This is a genomic window from Larkinella sp. C7 (genome assembly GCF_006149005.1).
Lineage (GTDB): Bacteria > Bacteroidota > Bacteroidia > Cytophagales > Spirosomataceae > Larkinella.
This window is the reverse complement of record NZ_VBSL01000005.1, coordinates 576,196-593,569: the sequence shown is the minus strand read 5'-3', so window position 1 is coordinate 593,569 and position 17,374 is coordinate 576,196. Positions and strand designations below refer to the sequence as shown.

The window sequence follows — 17,374 nt, the reverse complement described above, 5'->3', positions numbered from 1 at the left end:
AGCCGATGGTTTCAGACTTTCCAAGTAGCAGATAGCCGGTTGGATTGAGAGCATAATGGAAGGTCGCGATGGCTTTTTTCTGCAACACCTGGTCCAGGTAAATCAGCAGGTTGCGGCAACTGATGAGGTCTAGCCGGGAAAGGGCGGGTCTTTGAAAATGTTATGGGGGGCAAAAACGCACAGATCACGAATGGTTCGGCTGATGCGGTAATGATCATCCACCTTCGTGAAAAACCGCAGCAGCCGCTGGGGCGAAATGTCCATCACCTCACTGCGGGAGTAGTTGCCCTGTCGGGCTTTGGCAATGGCGGCTTCGCTCAGATCTGTCGCAAAAATATGGATGGGCAGACTGGGAACGCGGTCCTCAACAACTTCCAGAATCAGCATGGCCAGTGAGTAGGCTTCCTGACCCGTCGAGCAGGCCGGAATCCAGATTCGCAGGGGGTCGCGGGGCAGTTTGTTTTTAATGATCTGAGGCAGCAGAATTTTCTTCAGGTAATCCATCGTTTCCTCGTCCCGAAAAAAATGCGTCACGTTGATCAACAGGTCACTGTACAGGGCGTCGACCTCATGGGTGTGCTGCTTCATATACCGGATGTAGTCCTGCAATTTTTCCAGTTTATACAGCAGCATTCGTCGGATGATGCGACGCCGGATGGTGGATATTTTGTAATGGGTGAAATCGACTCCGGTGGCTTTTTTGATGAACAGAATAACCGCTTTCAGGTCTTCATCCGGTGTTTCCACGTCGCCCGGCCCTTCCACAAGTGTGTTCAACCGGAAAAGGTAGCTTTGGTGGCTCAACCGCTCCACTTCTTTCGCAATTTCCTTCGGAGGAAGCACCAGGTCGACCACGCCCTCGCGAATGGCCGTTTGGGGCATGCTCTGAAATTGAGCCGTTTCATCCTGCGCCATCGTGATACCGCCTTCCGCTTTGATGGCTTTCAGACCCAGAGTGCCGTCGGAAGCGGCCCCCGATAGCAAAATCGCAATGGCTCCTTCCTTCTGCTGATTGGCCAACGAAATAAAGAACTGGTCGATGGGCATGTGAAGGTAGGGCCGGGGCTGCCGGGCGGAAAGTCGCAGCGTTCCGTCAATGATTTCAATATCCTTGTCGGGCGGAATGATGTAGACCGAATCGGGTTCGATCCGCATTCCCTGCCCGGCCTCCCGAACCGGCATGGGCGTCACCCGGCCCATCAGAGCGGAAAGGTGGCTTTCCTGCTCGGGGTCGAGGTGTTGAATGTATACAAACGCAAAACCGGTTGTCGAAGACAAATTGGCCAGCAAAAGCGACAGGGCCTCCAGACCGCCCGCCGATGCGCCAATGGCAACAACCGGAACTGGTCTCAGCGGAGGTCGATGGGTAGAAGCTGTTTTTTTTGCCATACCATTTTCAAGAACTATCGTACAAGTTAACTGTTTACTTTGGGAGACGAAGGTACCGGAAGCAAGTTAGGACTATTTGCCAGACTCTTCAAACTTAGATTACGCCTTCTCTTCTGGAGAAGGAGCGAACGTGTTTATCCTAAAATTCATAGTTATATCGTGTATGGCAAAGCGCAATCTGGTAGTTATAGGCTCTTCGGCCGGCGGAATAACGGCCCTGAAAGAATTGGTATCGACTCTTTCCGCGGATTTTGGGGCTTCTATTTTTATCGTGCAGCATCTTTCACCCCACTCACCCAGTTTTTTGCCTGATATTCTGACCCACGCGGGACCCCTGAAGGCCGTTCATCCCCGGGATGGAGAAAGCATTCGACCAGGCCAGATTTATGTCGCTCTGCCCGACCATCACCTGCTGGTCGAACATGACCGGATGATTGTCAAAAAAGGTCCGAAAGAAAACCGGTTTCGCCCTTCCATCGACGCCCTGTTTCGGTCTGCGGCATATACCTACGGCCCCCGGGTGATTGGGGTTGTTCTAACGGGAATGCTCAACGACGGCACCTCAGGCATGTGGTCCATCAAACGGCTCGGCGGGCTAACCATTATTCAGGAACCGGACGAAGCCCTGTATCCCAGCATGCCGGATAGTGTGCGGGAATACGTCGATGTCGACTACAGTGTTCCGATGGCCGAAATGGCGCAGTTGCTGAACCGGTTAACCCAGGAGGAGGTGTCCGAAAAACCTACGCTTTCGGCCGAGGAAAAGACCCGGATGGAGGCCGAAATCAACATTGCCGCTGAAGAAAACGCCTTCGAAATGGGCATCATTGATCTGGGTGAACTCACGCCCTTAACCTGCCCCGAGTGCCACGGTAGCCTGGTCAGTATCAAAGAAGGCAAACTGATCCGGTATCGTTGCCATACGGGTCATGCGTATACGGCAGGTTCTCTGCTGGCCGAAGTGACCAAAACCGTTGACGAAGCGCTGTGGCAGGGCGTTCGGGGGTTTGAGGAGACGATTCTGTTGCTCGATCAGTCGGCGAAACAATTTGCCGAGGCCGGTAACCAAAAAGCTGCGCAGGAGTTTACCGAAAAATCCCGGCAGACCCGTGAAAAATCCCGCAGGCTCCACGAATTTATCTATCAGCAGAAGCAGAAAACGGAGCCTGAACCGTGAGAAAAGCGGCATTCGGGCGTTGTGATTTTCCACGGACCTTGGGACTTATTCGGCCTTTTCAGGTTGAAGAAACCAAATTTCTTTTGCCGGACCCTGGCTTATTTTCAATAACAATGCGGTGCGTATGCGGTTAACACCATAGAAGGCCGTCGTCACCGGTTTGGCTTTTCAACCAATCCAAACCGCACGAATGCACTGTATGATGAACCTTGTGGACGGGAAAACGTCTCGTAAATCAACTCAACGATGAAAAAAGGAATCTTAATGGCCGCTGTATTGACAGGATTGATTTTCACCCGGCCAACCCAGGCTCAGACGACCAGTTCGGAAGGCAATGCTGCCAATTCGGCTCAGAGCAAGAACGGGAATGTGAAAGAACAGAAAACGGAGCCCGGCAAAACCCGGGCGGGCATTAGCCGGAACGTTACCGGTGTTCGCCCGGATAGCAACAGCACATCCAATAAATTTGGCCGTTCGGGTCAGCAGGCGAATCGGGAAGCACGGTCGCCGTCAACCGCTGATGGCAAAGTGTCCGAAAAGAACCGGTCCAGATCGTATCCGAAAGCCAAAAATGACCGCAGCAACGGCCGTACGTTCGGCAACACCGGTACGGACACCACCCGTAAAAAGCCCAACCCCCGTCAATAAAGGCTTTTAGCATCCTGCTTAGCGTAAACAACCCATTCCGCTCAACCGGCCGGAATGGGTTTTTAATACACAGCGTGTAGACCCTTCAATCCAAAACGTATGAAAACCAGTAACATCGGAGAGGCCATTCAACAGGGCATTGATCTTTTAAAAGGCGACGACTCGGTTGACAAGACGTATTGTAGCCAGAAGCATTATCCAGACGCTCAGACTACTTTGCAGGCATTTGCCCAAGCCAGAGAGAAAGTTTTTGCCGTAAACCGCTGGTCTGAAGTCTCCAGCATGACAGCCGATTTTGTTTTACACGATCCCTCAGGGCTTGCGAAGTCAACCGGTCGGCCGGTGGTTGGTGATTTAATTCGCCTGGAACTCCCCGGCCCGACGCCCGTAAACTGGGTTAAGGTGACCCAGGTTGTCGATGAGGAAACGAAAGCCGGTTTTACGGCGCGTCCCTGTGCTGACCCGCACGAAAACGAAAACCGGACCGAACACTTTTTTACCGATGAATCGAGCAGCACGTTTCGTGTGGAATGGGTGGGAAATACCTTAACGGCCTGTCAGATTGGCGAAAATGAACGAATCAACAACCAGAATCCGGAAGCCGGAGGCCGTGCGGTGGTCAATACCGTTATTGCCACCACCGGCTGGCTTTTCTACCAGAAAATCCAGTGGAAAACTCTGATGGATTATCTGGTAGAATAAACGCCGGGTTTGCAATTTATCCCCAACAAATAGGCTTATTTACGGAATCACTTTGTATTATTACGGGCAGAATCGCTTCGCCTGTAGCTCCGATTTGTCTCCATGTTCGACTCAACCGCAACCAACCTGAGTAGCCCCTATGCCTGGAATAATCTAATCCGGGATCAGGATGCCATCCGGTTTCTGGAAACGGCGATTCTGCCTCCCTATGTGAACTCGTGCCGGTGGTTTGCCGGTAAAGCCCGCCAGCAGGCCGGCTTTCGCATTCGGGTTGTTCACGAAATTGCGTTTCTTTCCGGTAATCAACCCGACGATAAGGCATTCCTGTTTATCGTGGAAGCCGCGTATGCCGACGGGGAAACCGAACGGTATTTACTTCCCTTGTCGTTTGTTGAAGCTGATCATCCCGGGGCCTCTTCAATTGCCCCGAAAGGGGTGCTGACGCGTGCGAAATTCGACCAGAAAAGCGGTTTGGTGGTCGATGCCATTTACGACGAGCGGTTCCAGCAAGCCCTGTATCATCACCTGGCCCATCAGCAAACCCTGGATCAAACAAACGGAAAACTGACCTTCCACCGGGGAAAAGGGTTGGCTATTGAAGATGCCAGTGGACTGATTACCAGTCGTGTATTACCGGTTGATTCAAGTAATTCTGCACTGGTTTTTGGCGTTCCGGCTCAGGGAGAGAAGTATTTCCTGAAACTTTACCGCAAGCTTTTTCAGGAAACCAACCCGGAAGTGGATCTCGTCAGTTTTCTGACCGAAAAAAGCAATTTTAGCCATATCCCGGCCTACGCCGGCAGTGTGATCTGGGAGCAGGAGGGTGTGCCGGACATTACACTCGGGATGATGCAGCGCATGGTTGAAAATCAGCAGGATAGCTGGAACCAGACGGGCGATTACCTCAACGATTTTCTGTATGCGGTTCCACACCGCTTGTTTACGATCCGGGAAGACGTGTTCGACCGGGTGGAACTGCTGGGCCGACGAACGGGTCAAATGCACCTGGCGCTGTATGACCCGGACTCGGGCGATCCGGCATTTGCCGCCGAACCGTTCACCGACGACTACCGGGAGTTTATCATCCGGCGGTTTGAAAGTTTGCTCGAACGGCGGTATAACCTGCTCATCGACAATTACACGAAACTCGATCCGCTGGCGCAGCGTCTGGCGTGGGTGTTTATGGAAGCCAAGGAGATGATCGATGAGTTTGTTGACGATTTCCGCACCCGCCCGCTCGACTCGCTGCGCATCCGGATTCACGGTGATTACCACCTGGGACAGGTTCTTGCAACAGGTAACGACTTCGTTATCATCGATTTTGAAGGCGAACCGGAGAGCAGCATCAGCGAGCGAAAGATCAAACATTCGCCCCTGAAAGACGTCGCCGGCATGATCCGGTCGTATCATTACGCGGTTTCGGCCAAGCTCTTTGGCAGCACAGAAACCGCCGGCATTGAACCCGATCACCTGCAGCGCGTTTCCGAACGTTGGTTCAAACTGATTCGCGACACGTACATGGATGCCTACCTGGAAACGGTTGGCAGCCCACATCCGCTGTTCAAGAACAGCAACGAGGTTAACTTTTTGCTGCTGGTGTATCTGCTCGAAAAAGCCGTGTATGAACTGGGCTACGAAATCAGCTACCGACCGGCCTGGGTCAAGATTCCGTTGAAAGGAATTATGGATGTGATCCGGGAAATTGAAAAAATACGGATTGCCGACCCAACCCGGAATTCGGAACTCCCGCTGCTGCAAATGGGATTGTTGCAGACGAAAAAAGAGTAAGTTTGTGCTAAACGCGCATTTCTATGGAAATAACCAGTTTGGATCAGTTGGATTTAACCCGGCAATATACATATGCCGACTACCTGACGTGGCGGGTTCAGGAGCGGCTTGAATTGATACGCGGCTACATCTGGAAAATGTTGCCCGCACTCGGTTGCCGTCACCAGCCGTTGGTTGGTAAGTTCTATTTGCCGTTTGGTAATTATATGAAGGGCAAGCCCTGTCAGGTCTTCATGGCCCCGTTCGATGTGCGACTGCCCCGCAAGAATAAACCAACGAATGAAACGATCACCACCGTGGTTCAGCCGGATTTGTGCATCGTTTGCGATCCGGCCAAACTGGATGATGCGGGTTGCATTGGTGCACCGGATCTGGTGATTGAAGTGTTGTCGAAAGGCAATACGAAGAAAGAAATGAAGGAGAAATTCGATGCGTATCAGGAAGCCGGTGTCCGGGAATACTGGATTGTTCAGCCCGAATACGATAACGTCCCGGTCTATACGCTCAACGAACAGGGGCAGTTTATCGGGCAACCCCCGTACGACGAGAGTGATACCCTGTCTCCGCTGATCTTTCCGAACCTCCAGATTGAACTCCACGAAGTTTTTGAAGAATAAAACCCAGTGAATCGGTTGGATTCATCGGTGAAAATTTGTCTATATTTCACGAGCTAAACGATATAGCTTTCTTATGGCGAAACGTACGACCAAACAAAGTCCTGTTACCACTGACCCAAAACCGGAAACGGAGACTGTCGATCAGGCACCCGAATTGCCGACACCTTCGAGCGGTTCCGGGGATTACAGTCGATTAACCGAATTTGATATTTATCTTTTCCGGGCCGGAAAACACACCCGTCTGTACGAAAAGCTGGGTTCACACGTCGTCGAGGTCGACGGCGTGGTCGGTACGTATTTTGCCGTCTGGGCACCGTCGGCCCGATATGTCGCCGTTATCGGCAATTTTAATGGCTGGAACAAAGGAAGCCATCCGCTGAAAGTTCGCTGGGACAGTTCGGGGATCTGGGAAGCTTTTGTGCCCCACATTGGCCGGGGTGAGATTTATAAGTATGCTATTACGCACGATAGCGGTCGTGAACTTGAAAAAGGAGATCCCTTTGCGCTCTGGTGGGAAACACCGCCCAAAACCGGTTCGGTTGTCTGGGACAACTGGTACGAATGGAAAGATGATTACTGGATGCGGAACCGGGGGAAATTCAATGCCCTCAACAAACCCCTTTCCGTCTATGAACTTCACCTGAATTCGTGGCGTCGTGACCCGTCGGAGCCCACCCGGCAATTGTCGTACAGTGAAGTGGCCGATGCGCTGGTGCCCTATATCAAGGAACTGGGCTTTACACACGTCGAGTTTATGCCCGTCATGGAGCATCCGTATGACCCGTCGTGGGGCTATCAGATCACCGGGTATTTTGCGCCGACCAGCCGGTTCGGAACTCCGCAGGATTTCATGAATATGATCGAACGGCTGCACCAGGAGAACATCGGCGTGTACCTCGACTGGGTGCCTTCACATTTTCCGGGTGATGCCCACGGTTTGTACGAGTTCGACGGTTCGCACCTGTATGAGCATCCCGATATGCGGAAGGGCTATCATCCCGACTGGAAAAGCTACATTTTTAATTACGGTCGCAACGAGGTGCGGGCGTTTCTGCTCAGCAATGCCCTGTTCTGGCTGGACCGCTTTCATGCCGACGGATTGCGGGTCGATGCCGTCGCGTCGATGCTCTACCTCGATTATTCCCGCAACCACGGCGAATGGGAACCCAACGTATTCGGTGGCCGGGAAAACCTGGAAGCCATTTCGCTCTTCAAAGAACTGAACGAAGCGGTTTATAAGGATTTTCCGGAAGTCCAGATGATTGCCGAGGAGTCGACGGCCTTCCCGGGCGTGACCCGACCTACCTATACGGGCGGTTTGGGTTTCGGCATGAAGTGGATGATGGGCTGGATGAACGACACCCTGCGGTATTTTCAGCGCGATTCGTATTACCGTCGCTGGCACCAGGATGAGCTGACGTTCAGCACGGTGTATGCGTTTTCGGAAAACTTCATGCTGCCGTTTTCGCACGATGAGGTGGTCTACGGCAAAAAGGCGCTGATCAGTAAAATGCCGGGTGACGAGTGGCAGCGGTTTGCCAACCTGCGGCTGTTGTTTACGTATATGTTTACGCATCCCGGCACCAAACTGCTGTTTATGGGCTGTGAATTTGGGCAAACCTCGGAGTGGAAATTCGACGGTAGTCTCGACTGGCACCTCCTCGACTATGCACCCCATCAGGGTATGAAAGAGTGCATGAAAGCTTTAAACCGGCTGTATCGCAGCGAACCGGCGCTGTATGAGCAGAGCTTTGTGGCCGAAGGCTTCGAGTGGATCGACACGACGGACCGCGAAAACAGCATGATTGTCTACGCCCGGAAAGGAACCCGCACCAAAGAGCAGGTTGTGATTGTGTTGAACATGACGCCCATTCCCCGCACCGACTACCGCATTGGTGTTCCGGCGGCAGGCACCTGGGTCGAGTTGTTCAACAGCGATGATCGTGCGTTTTTTGGGAGCGGCCTGCTGAATAGCCAGCCGCTTGTCTCGGCACCGCAGGAGTGGCAAGGGCGTCAGGCTTCCATTGTGCTCACCGTGCCGCCGTTGGGAGCGGTGGTGCTGAAGTATCAGAATAATGAAGCATAAGATTCAGGTATGCCCCCGCGAGGGGCATATTTTTTGTAATAAATTTTGTTTGGGCAATCATAAACTGCATGATTTTGACACCGGATTTCTACACGTGTCAAAGCAGGATGCTTGAATCGTCTGTCGTGACCCTTATACGTAAGTTTTCTAAACCATTTACTTGCCTGAATGTTACCGGATTGGCCCTAAAATCAACTTCTGGCAAAAAAAATGATGCTGTCGGCGTAAAACAAAATCACCAGCTTTCAGTTAATCCCATTAACTTTGCTTTACAAAGTAAGTTTCCTATATGAGAAAAATAGTAACATTAGTACTGATCTTTACCTCTGCCATCGCCTTCTCACAAACGCCTACCGCCAGCCGCATCAGCAGCGGGGTGGATGTGGGTACCGCTTTTAAAAAGGATTATCTGGCTCCGTCCTTTACCTACTATGAACTGCTAAACCTGGATGCCAACAAGATTTTTTCGATTGGCTGGACGATCAAAGGGGGGAATTTTTACGGAGATAACCTGAATTATACGACGGCTCCCGCCCGGCTCACCCGTGAAAAAACCGGCTTTGGAGCCATTGGCGCTCCTGAGGTAGCCGCCAATATCGATACCATGCGATTCGATTGGGTGACGGTTTCAACCGTCAATTTCGGTTTACGGGCGCAGGTCCGGTTGGGACCGGTGGAAGTGGGGGCTGGTGCTGATCTGATCGGTCTGGGCTTTGGTAGGAGCCGGGAGGGACGCTACCGGTCGACAACCGGTCGGTTTGAGCACACCAATGCCGATTCAGAAATAGATACCGTGAGTTTTCGGGTTTCCCCCTTGCAATATGCTCAGCCCCAGCGGTTGAATGTACGGTTGCTGGGCGACAATGATTTGGGATCACTCTCCAGCGAAGTCTATGTAAGGCTGAAAGTTTTGCGACGGATGGGTGTGAAAGTCGGTTACCACTGGATTACCACCGAAATGCGGGCCAGTAATCTGAACATTGACGATGACAACCGACGGTTTCGCAACCGGGCCGCCATGGGTTACGTTGCCCTGACGTTTCCATTTTACAAATAACAATACCTCAACGGCTTGAAAGGACTTTTGCCTGCACGGGAAGTTTTTCAAGCCGTTGAGCGTTCATCAGGCTTCGACCGGTTTCAGGCTGAAATACGTTTCGTAAACGGCTTTGGCGGCTTCGTTGGTACGAATCTGAAAACGATCCAGGTATTGGTGCAGGCCGGTTTTGAAAAGCTCGGATGTTTCGGTAAACTCAATCTCCGACCGGAGCTTGCTCAAAGCCTTTTCGGCATCGTTCTTAAAACCGTTGGTGATCAGATTACCCGATATTTCGTAGAGCGACAGTTCGGCCTGGCGGATGCAGTGGGCAACCGAACGGGGGAAAAGCTTATCCAGAATCAGGAATTCAACAATGGTCGACGAGCTAATCATTTTGTATTGCTGCCGGTACATGTTGTAGGCACTGCCCGATTTCAGAACGGCCGTCCAGATCATCAGGTCAAGCGTTGAACCCACGGCATCGGCGTCGGGCAGAAGCGTAAAGTACTTCACATCCAGAAACCGGGAGGTTTTGTCGGCCCGCTCCAGAAACCGGCCCACCCGCCCGAAATGCCAGGCTTCGTTGCGGGTAATGGTGCAGTCGATGACGCCGTAAAAATGCTGGCAGCCGTTTTTGACGTTATTTAGAAATTCCTGCAACCGGTTCAGGTTCGATTCCCCTTTCGTTGTCGTGTCCCGAACGCGCAGATACAGGTCGTTGATGTTTTCCCACATTTCCTTCGAAATGCTCTCCCGGATCGTCCGGGCATTTTCCCGGGCATTGTTCAGGCAGCTCACGATGGAGTTGGGATTCCGCTTGTCGAAGGTCATAAAATCGATGACATTCTCGCGGGTTGGCTCCTGGTAGTAATTGTAAAACAGGTAATTATCAGCAGTGGCAATTAATAGTGGTTCCCATTGTTCGTCGACATTGGGCGGTAAATCCAACGCCAGATTAAAATTAACACTCATAAAACGGGAATAATTGTCGGCCCGTTCGATGTAGCGGTTCATCCAATAGATAGAGTTTGCAACGCGACTCAGCATAAAATCAAAATTTTATAGGGATTTTTGATTTGTAAAGATAGTTTTTTATCTGAAAAAAGTGCCTTTATCGAAATTATGATTAATCAATTAATCCTGTCGGTTCTCTCTCTATTTTTGTACCTCAACTAACAGCCGCGTACCAATGAGAAATTTCCTATTAACCTGTAGCCTTGTTGTAACTGCATTAAGTATTTCGGTAGCTAATTCGGACCCGAAAGCCACTAAACCGGCCGATCCCTCACGCTTGTATGAAGTTCGGATTTATTACCCGACCCCCGGTAATTACGAGAACATTATCGACCGTTTCCGGAAATACACGACCAAAATTTTTGAAAAGCACGGAATGACCAATGTCGGTTACTGGATTCCGACCGACGCTTCACAGGAGAGACTGATTTACATCCTGTCGTATCCGAACCGTGAAGCCCGCGATGCGTCGTGGAAAGCCTTTAGCAGCGACCCGGAATGGAAGGAAGTCGTAGCAAAAACGGAAGCTAACGGCAAAATTGTCGCCAAAGTCGACCAGATTTTCATGACCGAAGCCGAAATTTCGCCCAAAATTAAAGCGTCGAAAAAACCGGAACGCGTATTTGAACTCCGTACTTATTCACCGGCTCCCGGCAAACTGAACGACCTGCTGGCCCGGTTTAAAAACCACACCCTCAAGCTGTTCAAACAACACGGCATGACCCACATCGGCTACTGGCTGACGACCCAGCCCGACGAAAGCGGCCAATCGAAACTGGTGTACATTCTGGCGCACCCGAGTGAAGCGGAAGGCAAAAAGCATTTCGATGAGTTCCGGGTCGATCCGAAATGGGTAAAAGCCAAAGCCGAATCCGAGAAAAACGGCTCCCTGACCACCAAAGTCGAGTCGGTTTACATGAAAGCAACGGACTATTCACCGATCCAATGATTTTTTATTGAGTGAATTGTGATTGAGCGATTGAGTGAACGCCATGCCGGTTTTTCACTCAATCGCTCAATCACAATTCATTCATTGTCACTGTCCAATCCTTCAGCAAGGTGTTTGCGGACGGCCTGGTGGGGGCGCAGGCCATTGACCGGACGTTGGTTGGCATAGGTTGTTTTGTCGGCTGGCAAGCGTTCCTGATCCGACGAGGAGCGGGCTTTGGTTGCCAGATTGGAAACGGAGAAAAAACCGTTCCGATATTGATTAAATTCTTCTTCGGTCATGGCCTGACGGGCCGCCTGACCTTTCTCGTATCCATCATTGAAAGAGGCAATCCGGCTGTCGGTTCGGGCCAGTTTGCGGTCGTCTATCAACTGGTCGATCTCATTCGTCAGTTGTTGCTTGCGTTGCCGTAGTTCGTCCAGCGAGGCCAGAATCGCCAGCTCATGATCCATGATGTTCTTCTGCGTCAGGTGTTTAGCCACCTCCTGCTGAACGGCCTGGTACTGTTTTTCCAGCTTCCGGCGACGGCGACGCAGCCGCCACAGCCGCGGGTCGACCTGGAGCCAGCGGAACCAGAACTTCTGCAAAACCGGCAAACCGATTCCCAGACAGACCGCCCCGGCCAAAGCAAACAGAACGCCACTCAACACAAACGACAGCAGCGCCCACGGACTGTTGACCAACTGGAGATTCAACTCGTCGGACTGCTGAAGTTGTCGCTCAATTTTCTGCAAAACCCGCTGATCGGCCACCGGGTTGGGGTTAGCCGGGTCCAGGGGCGTCGCGTTTAACTGAATGTTTTTGATGCTTTTGTTGATGGCTTCTTTCAGTTTATCGGTCCGGTAGGCGTCATACCGAAACCAGCCCAGAATCACCAGTGTGACAATCGACAGAATGGCCAGCCCCATTTTGAACCAGCCGTATCGGCGGGATGCTTCGGGGGAGGAGTTGGTGAGGTACGGTTCCTCGATAAGCCGGTCGTAGGCCGGTTTCAGCAGAATGGAAACCATCGCCAGGCCTACTGCAAACATCCAGGCTTCCACATTATTGCGGATGTTGAGCGCATACGCCACAATTTCGTGGGAGATGATCAAATCACCGGCAACGAACGAAATACCGGCAGCTACAAAGATCAGCCCGGCCAGCAGTGAATATTCCGACGCCGTGTTTTGCCGGCGTTCTTTCAGTTGCTCGCGCTCGTCCTCCACGGTTTTGATTTCGGCTTCCAGATGCTCGGCTCCTTTGCCAGCCAGCGTCGTCTGCATGATGTGGTCCTGAAGCCGGTCGAAGGCAGCCCGTCGCTGGGCCGTTGTATCCGCTAGTTTCTGGTCGATTTGCCGGATTTCGTCGCGCTTGCTCTCCACACGCTCCTCAATCCACTCGTCGCTGACCTGACTCGATAAATAGCCTTCGTAATTCTGGCGGTCGGTTCCTTCGACTCCGCTCGTATACCCATGCTGAAAATCCTGGCTATCTTTTGGCTGCTGCTCGTTCATATCGTTTTCCGTTTAGAAGTTGTGGGCGTCAGAAATGCCGACAACTCGTTAACTCGCCACAATGGCCCGTATCTGTTGCTCCGAAAGCCGGTCGCGCAGGCTGCGGGCCAGGTTAAATTCGTTTTCAAACAACTGGATCAACAGATCCCGTCGGGTATTGCTGTGAAATAGTTCCGACTCAACCCGATTCAGGGAGGGCAATAGCTGCCACTTCTGTACACGGATCGCATCGACACTGATTGTTAATGCATTAATCTCATTTTCCCAGTCTACTGTTTTCAATTTTCGCTCATTTTTCAGATTTTTATCCTGATCTCGATACCGAAAATCGGTCTGCAAAGCCGTTAAAAGTCCGGGAATTAGCATCCCGATGGATCGAAACAGAAAGAAAAGAAACAGAAAAAGGCCCAGTGCCAGGAGAGCCGGTTGAGATTGAAAAGCGTAGATGAAGACGAAAAAAGAAGCCGCAAAAGGCAAACCAGCGTCGGCCAAAAGTTGCCGTGCGGAAAAGGGCGTCTTGGTTTCGGCAGTATTGGTTGTGCGGTGATACAAACCCAAAAAACCGGCTAAAAATACGCCCAGGGAAATCAAGCGGCTTTCTGCAAAATGCGGTTTCAGAGTTTCCAGAAGTAGAAAATAAGTTCCGATCAGCACACCCAGGCAAGCGATTAAGCCCGTGGCAGTTTTGAGAAAATGCGGTTCACCATCGGGTTGGGCTGTTTCAAGGCGCGTGATTTTCTGCCGCAGCTCTTCAATGCGGTTGGTCTTTTGTTCGATCCCTAAATTCAACTCGCCGATTTTTTCGCCCAATTCTTCCCGCTCGCGTTCTAAGTGAATCGTCAGGTGTTTAAAATACAGACGGATCAGGCTTGTTTTTTCTTCCAGCGGAGCATGGGATAAGCCCAGAAGAGCGGCTTCGTCGCGCAGCAGATTGTCATCGCTCAGCCAGTCCGGCAGGGGCTCTGGCGAATACGTTGGGAAATCCGGTACGGTTGGGTTGTTGTTTAGCTGCTCTTCGAACGTCATATCAAAACGTTAACTACCGGGCAAAAGGTGTTGTATAAAAACCGGCCTGACCGACATAATATTGTCTAACAACCGGTTTTTCTGAAAGGTTCGGGAAGTTTTGTGTTCGACAAGAGAAGATAGATTAGAGAAAAAAGAAAATAACCTCAATAAATGACGGACTGGATCTTTTTTCTCTTGTCTATCTTCTCTTATTTTTTTCCCTAACTCACTACCGCGAATCCGGCAATCGAATGCCAATAACCCGGAACAGCGCCAGCGAAACCGCCAGCAATCCGGCAAAAATCACACTCAGCCAAACGTTGTAATACACGATGGCAACCAGACAGACGCAGGATAGCAGAAGCGCAATAGCCGGAATGTAGGGATAAAAAGGCGCGATAAAAGGGCGTTCCAGGTCCGGTTCTTTCTGGCGGAGTTTGAACAGGCTCACCATGCTGCTGATGTACATAACCACTGCGCCGAGGGCCGACAGGATGATGATGTCACCGGTGGTACCGGAAAACAGGGCGATAAAGCCGATAATACCGCCCCAGATCAATGCCCAGTGGGGCGTCTGGAACCGCCGGTTGACCTTCGCCAGAAAACCGGGCAGATAACCGCTCCGGGCGAGGGCAAAAATCTGGCGGGAATAGCCGATGGTGTTGCAGTGAAACGATGCAATGAGTCCAAACAGCCCCAGACTGGCGAAGACTTTCGACCACGGGCTGTTGCGACCCCAGACCATCGCCAGGGTTTCGGGCAGCGGGTAGTCGATCTGGCTCAACAGGCGCCAGTCGCCAACGCCCGCCGTGAGAATCATGGTGCCGAGGGCCAGGAAAACCAGCGTGCCGATGCTGAGCAGGTAACCGCGCGGAATCGTTTTCTTTGGATTTTTCACTTCTTCGGCCACCATTGCCACGCCTTCAATCGCGAGGTAGAACCAGATGGCAAACGGGAGGGCCGCAAACACCCCGCCAGCACCATAGGGCTCGTTGTGAGCCACGAAGTTCCGGGTTTGGTAGGAGGGAGCCACCAGGGCCATGAAAACCAGCAATTCCACCACCGCCAGTACGGTAATGATCATCGAAAAATTGGCGGATTCCTTGATCCCCAGAATGTTAATGGTGATAAAGACGACGTAAGTGGCCATAGCCACGCCCAGAACGGGCAGTTCCGGGTGCAGGAAATTGGCGTAAGCTCCCAAAGCCGCAGCAATGGCGGGGGGCGCCATCAGAAAGTCGACGAGCGTGGCAAAACCGGCAATGAAAGCCGCCGTTGAACCGAAGGCCCGATTGGCGTAAGTAAATGGCCCGCCCGCGTCCGGGATGGAAGTCGTGAGTTCGGTGTAACTAAAAATGAAGGCGAGGTACATGACCGTGACCACGAGGGTGGCCACCAGAAAACCGATGGTTCCGGCCACGGCCCAGCCGTAATTCCAGCCGAAGTATTCGCCGGAAATGACCATGCCCACGGCAATCGACCACAATTGGGCGGTGGTGATTACTTTTCGTAATCCGGGCTGGCTCGTTGATTCGTCGGCATGCGTCGACGCGGAATCGGTAGAGGATTCGACCATCTGATCTATCAAAAAAAAACGGGAAAAGTACAAGACGGTGCCCCGAATCAGCGAAATGCGGGACCACAATCTAAATAAAAGTCATTTTCAGGATTAATCCAAAAATACTTTTTTCAGTACTTCCCACAATTTTCGTTTCAATTTGGAGTCGGCTTCGATGGCCGAAAGCGGGTCGGCCAGCAGGAATGTGATGCCGAAAATCCGGATGGGCTGGTACCGATCCATCTGAATGTTCAAATGAATGGTTTTGAAAGGGACGCCGAAGGAGATAAAATGGTGCAGGGTTTTGTTCTCCAAAACCGCGTGAAAATCGACCAGTCCGGAGCCAGCCAGGTTCAGTATATCGATGTCGCTGAGGCTCAGATGGATGGCTTTCAGGATGTTTTCCAGGAAAATCAGCTCGCCGGGCGTTAGCTCTTCATCGAACAGGAGCAACACTTTGGGCTTTTGAGCCGCAGGCAGTGGCACCGGCGATTCGATGATGGGGACAGGAGCAGGAACCGGTTCCGGTTCAATCGAAGCCACCAGCGGCATTTCCGGTTCAACCAGTTGTACCGACTGAATGATTTCCGGTTGAACAGGTTTGGGTTCTAAGTGAACGACGGTTTTCAGTTCCGCAACGGCTTGTTCAACTATGATTTCGGGTTGAGCAACCGGCGGTTCGGGCCGCACTTGCGCCCGCACAATCGGCTCCGGTTCGTCGACCTGATACAACGTGTCCTGCCCAAAAAGATAGTGATAAGCGTTTTTTTTCATGTTGCAAACTTACAATTTATACCACTGTACCGCCGGCATCGGTTTCCGGCGACCATCGAACGCTTTTTGTTCCGGGCCGTAATATTTTACCAGATAATCCAGCACCACCGGCTCCGTTTCGCCCAGGTCCCAGAGTTTCTGCGTGCGTTGCATCCACCGGATTTTCTCCTTCCAGCCATCGCGGGTGAAGCGGTTTTGCAAAATCAGTTTGCTCGAATGGCAGGCCGTGCATTGGGCCACCACCAACGTTAGTCGTTCATCCACCACCAGACCGGTCGTTGGGTCGTGTTTGACCGAATCGGTTGCGACCGCAGCCGTTGGCAGAGAAGTCGCGGGTCGTAAAGCCGATAACGTCAGCCAACCCGCCAGCACCACCGCCAGTCCCGTAATGATCGTCACGTTTTTCATAGGTACATTAGATGTTGAATGTTTGATTCGAGTCGTCCCTCGGGAAACCTCAGCCAAGTAAACGGTTCTTAGCCCCTACGGGGCTTAACAGCGCAGCATCGGTAGAAAAAGAAGCCCTACCCTAACCCCTTCGTGCCGTCAGGTACGAAACATATCCAAGCCACCTTTCGCGTACCTGACGGCACGAAGGGCGCTCGAGAGAACCTCCACGTCTACCGACGCTACGCTGTTAAATCCCTACGGGATAACAAAACGTAGGGTCGTTTGGGTACTAAAATCGATTCGAAACCCTCCTTAATCAATTGAAAGGCCAAATAAAACCGAAACTTAACTTTTCTGCCCACCGATCAGCAACAATGCCCAACCCGCCAGCATGAGCAGTCCGCCGATGGGGGCAATGGCCCCGAATTTGGTGATCCCGGTGAAACAAATGGCATACAACGAGCCACTGAAAATAAGAACGCCAAACAGAAAGGCGTAGCCTGCCCACGCATAATATTTTGCCGAAACTGCCGTTATCGCCGGTAGTTGCAACAAGATTCCGATGGCAACCAGCGCCAGCGCGTGGTAGAACTGGTATTTCACGGCGGTTTCGAAGGTGTCGCTGCGCTTCGAAAGCTCAAGCATGGCCCGGAAGGCGTGGGCTCCGAAGGCCCCCAGGGCGACGCTCAGAAAACCCAGAATGGCACCGGATTGCAGAAAGATTTTATGCATGATAAGG

General features: G+C 51.9%; 15 protein-coding genes and 1 pseudogene. 8 read left to right on the top strand and 8 right to left on the bottom strand.

Annotation, left to right across the window (positions count from 1 at the left end; all coding sequences use genetic code 11):
* Window positions 1–28: 28 nt before the first annotated feature.
* Window positions 29–1,389 (bottom strand): annotated as a pseudogene (locus FH871_RS34170) (chemotaxis protein CheB); the annotation flags it as partial.
* A gap of 163 nt (window positions 1,390–1,552) precedes the next feature.
* Between FH871_RS34170 and FH871_RS16040 the strand changes: the two are divergent.
* The 7 genes from FH871_RS16040 (at window position 1,553) to FH871_RS16010 (ending at window position 9,464) form a co-directional block, all read left to right on the top strand.
* The gene (locus tag FH871_RS16040; RefSeq protein ID WP_138992415.1) at window positions 1,553–2,566 is read left to right on the top strand and encodes a chemotaxis protein CheB; all 1,014 of its coding nucleotides are present in this window, start codon (window positions 1,553–1,555) and stop codon (window positions 2,564–2,566) included.
* Between the two features lie 246 nt (window positions 2,567–2,812).
* A complete protein-coding gene (locus tag FH871_RS16035) occupies window positions 2,813–3,214 on the top strand; it encodes a hypothetical protein (RefSeq protein WP_138992414.1) in 402 nt (133 codons plus the stop codon).
* A 99-nt stretch (window positions 3,215–3,313) separates the two neighbouring features.
* Window positions 3,314–3,916 (top strand): hypothetical protein, encoded by a 603-nt coding sequence (locus FH871_RS16030; RefSeq protein ID WP_138992413.1) that lies wholly within the window; start codon window positions 3,314–3,316, stop codon window positions 3,914–3,916.
* A 102-nt stretch (window positions 3,917–4,018) separates the two neighbouring features.
* The gene (locus FH871_RS16025) at window positions 4,019–5,704 is read left to right on the top strand and encodes a putative maltokinase (protein WP_138992412.1); all 1,686 of its coding nucleotides are present in this window, start codon (window positions 4,019–4,021) and stop codon (window positions 5,702–5,704) included.
* A 23-nt stretch (window positions 5,705–5,727) separates the two neighbouring features.
* Window positions 5,728–6,321 (top strand): Uma2 family endonuclease, encoded by a 594-nt coding sequence (locus FH871_RS16020; protein ID WP_138992411.1) that lies wholly within the window; start codon window positions 5,728–5,730, stop codon window positions 6,319–6,321.
* Window positions 6,322–6,394: 73 nt separating this feature from the next.
* Complete coding sequence (glgB, locus tag FH871_RS16015; protein ID WP_138992410.1) at window positions 6,395–8,407, top strand: 1,4-alpha-glucan branching protein GlgB; 2,013 nt, start codon at window positions 6,395–6,397, stop codon at window positions 8,405–8,407.
* A gap of 289 nt (window positions 8,408–8,696) precedes the next feature.
* Complete coding sequence (locus FH871_RS16010; RefSeq protein ID WP_138992409.1) at window positions 8,697–9,464, top strand: hypothetical protein; 768 nt, start codon at window positions 8,697–8,699, stop codon at window positions 9,462–9,464.
* Between the two features lie 66 nt (window positions 9,465–9,530).
* Here the strand turns inward: FH871_RS16010 and FH871_RS16005 are convergent, their stop codons facing one another.
* Window positions 9,531–10,493 (bottom strand): alpha-E domain-containing protein, encoded by a 963-nt coding sequence (locus FH871_RS16005; RefSeq protein ID WP_138992408.1) that lies wholly within the window; start codon window positions 10,491–10,493, stop codon window positions 9,531–9,533.
* 142 nt (window positions 10,494–10,635) lie between these two features.
* Here FH871_RS16005 and FH871_RS16000 point away from each other — a divergent pair, with 142 nt between their 5' ends.
* Window positions 10,636–11,409, top strand: coding sequence for an NIPSNAP family protein (locus FH871_RS16000; protein ID WP_138992407.1), 774 nt, complete (start codon window positions 10,636–10,638; stop codon window positions 11,407–11,409).
* 77 nt (window positions 11,410–11,486) lie between these two features.
* Here the strand turns inward: FH871_RS16000 and FH871_RS15995 are convergent, their stop codons facing one another.
* From FH871_RS15995 to FH871_RS15970, 6 genes are all read right to left on the bottom strand, one after another.
* Window positions 11,487–12,905: a hypothetical protein gene (locus FH871_RS15995; protein ID WP_138992406.1), complete on the bottom strand. Its 1,419-nt coding sequence runs from the start codon at window positions 12,903–12,905 to the stop codon at window positions 11,487–11,489.
* A gap of 48 nt (window positions 12,906–12,953) precedes the next feature.
* Window positions 12,954–13,931 carry a hypothetical protein gene (locus FH871_RS15990; protein WP_138992405.1) on the bottom strand — a complete coding sequence of 326 codons (978 nt, stop codon included), beginning with the start codon at window positions 13,929–13,931 and terminating at the stop codon, window positions 12,954–12,956.
* A gap of 211 nt (window positions 13,932–14,142) precedes the next feature.
* On the bottom strand, window positions 14,143–15,489 hold the full coding sequence (gene eat / locus FH871_RS15985; protein WP_138992404.1) for an ethanolamine permease: 1,347 nt from the start codon (window positions 15,487–15,489) through the stop codon (window positions 14,143–14,145).
* Between the two features lie 93 nt (window positions 15,490–15,582).
* Complete coding sequence (locus FH871_RS15980; protein ID WP_138992403.1) at window positions 15,583–16,245, bottom strand: hypothetical protein; 663 nt, start codon at window positions 16,243–16,245, stop codon at window positions 15,583–15,585.
* 9 nt (window positions 16,246–16,254) lie between these two features.
* A complete protein-coding gene (locus FH871_RS15975) occupies window positions 16,255–16,653 on the bottom strand; it encodes a hypothetical protein (protein WP_138992402.1) in 399 nt (132 codons plus the stop codon).
* A gap of 327 nt (window positions 16,654–16,980) precedes the next feature.
* Window positions 16,981–17,367: a DUF423 domain-containing protein gene (locus tag FH871_RS15970; RefSeq protein ID WP_138992401.1), complete on the bottom strand. Its 387-nt coding sequence runs from the start codon at window positions 17,365–17,367 to the stop codon at window positions 16,981–16,983.
* Window positions 17,368–17,374 lie beyond the last annotated feature (7 nt).

Bases quoted from the DNA above. Each gene is read 5' to 3' on its own strand.
- FH871_RS16030 (WP_138992413.1), top strand. From the start codon at position 3,314: ATGAAAACCAGTAACATCGGAGAGGCCATTCAACAGGGCATTGATCTT.
- FH871_RS16035 (WP_138992414.1), top strand. From the start codon at position 2,813: ATGAAAAAAGGAATCTTAATGGCCGCTGTATTGACAGGATTGATTTTC.
- FH871_RS15975 (WP_138992402.1), bottom strand. From the start codon at position 16,653: ATGAAAAACGTGACGATCATTACGGGACTGGCGGTGGTGCTGGCGGGT.
- glgB (WP_138992410.1), top strand. From the start codon at position 6,395: ATGGCGAAACGTACGACCAAACAAAGTCCTGTTACCACTGACCCAAAA.
- FH871_RS16000 (WP_138992407.1), top strand. From the start codon at position 10,636: ATGAGAAATTTCCTATTAACCTGTAGCCTTGTTGTAACTGCATTAAGT.
- FH871_RS15970 (WP_138992401.1), bottom strand. From the start codon at position 17,367: ATGCATAAAATCTTTCTGCAATCCGGTGCCATTCTGGGTTTTCTGAGC.
- FH871_RS15995 (WP_138992406.1), bottom strand. From the start codon at position 12,905: ATGAACGAGCAGCAGCCAAAAGATAGCCAGGATTTTCAGCATGGGTAT.
- FH871_RS16010 (WP_138992409.1), top strand. From the start codon at position 8,697: ATGAGAAAAATAGTAACATTAGTACTGATCTTTACCTCTGCCATCGCC.
- FH871_RS16025 (WP_138992412.1), top strand. From the start codon at position 4,019: ATGTTCGACTCAACCGCAACCAACCTGAGTAGCCCCTATGCCTGGAAT.
- FH871_RS15980 (WP_138992403.1), bottom strand. From the start codon at position 16,245: ATGAAAAAAAACGCTTATCACTATCTTTTTGGGCAGGACACGTTGTAT.
- FH871_RS15990 (WP_138992405.1), bottom strand. From the start codon at position 13,931: ATGACGTTCGAAGAGCAGCTAAACAACAACCCAACCGTACCGGATTTC.
- eat (WP_138992404.1), bottom strand. From the start codon at position 15,489: ATGGTCGAATCCTCTACCGATTCCGCGTCGACGCATGCCGACGAATCA.
- FH871_RS16040 (WP_138992415.1), top strand. From the start codon at position 1,553: ATGGCAAAGCGCAATCTGGTAGTTATAGGCTCTTCGGCCGGCGGAATA.
- FH871_RS16020 (WP_138992411.1), top strand. From the start codon at position 5,728: ATGGAAATAACCAGTTTGGATCAGTTGGATTTAACCCGGCAATATACA.
- FH871_RS16005 (WP_138992408.1), bottom strand. From the start codon at position 10,493: ATGCTGAGTCGCGTTGCAAACTCTATCTATTGGATGAACCGCTACATC.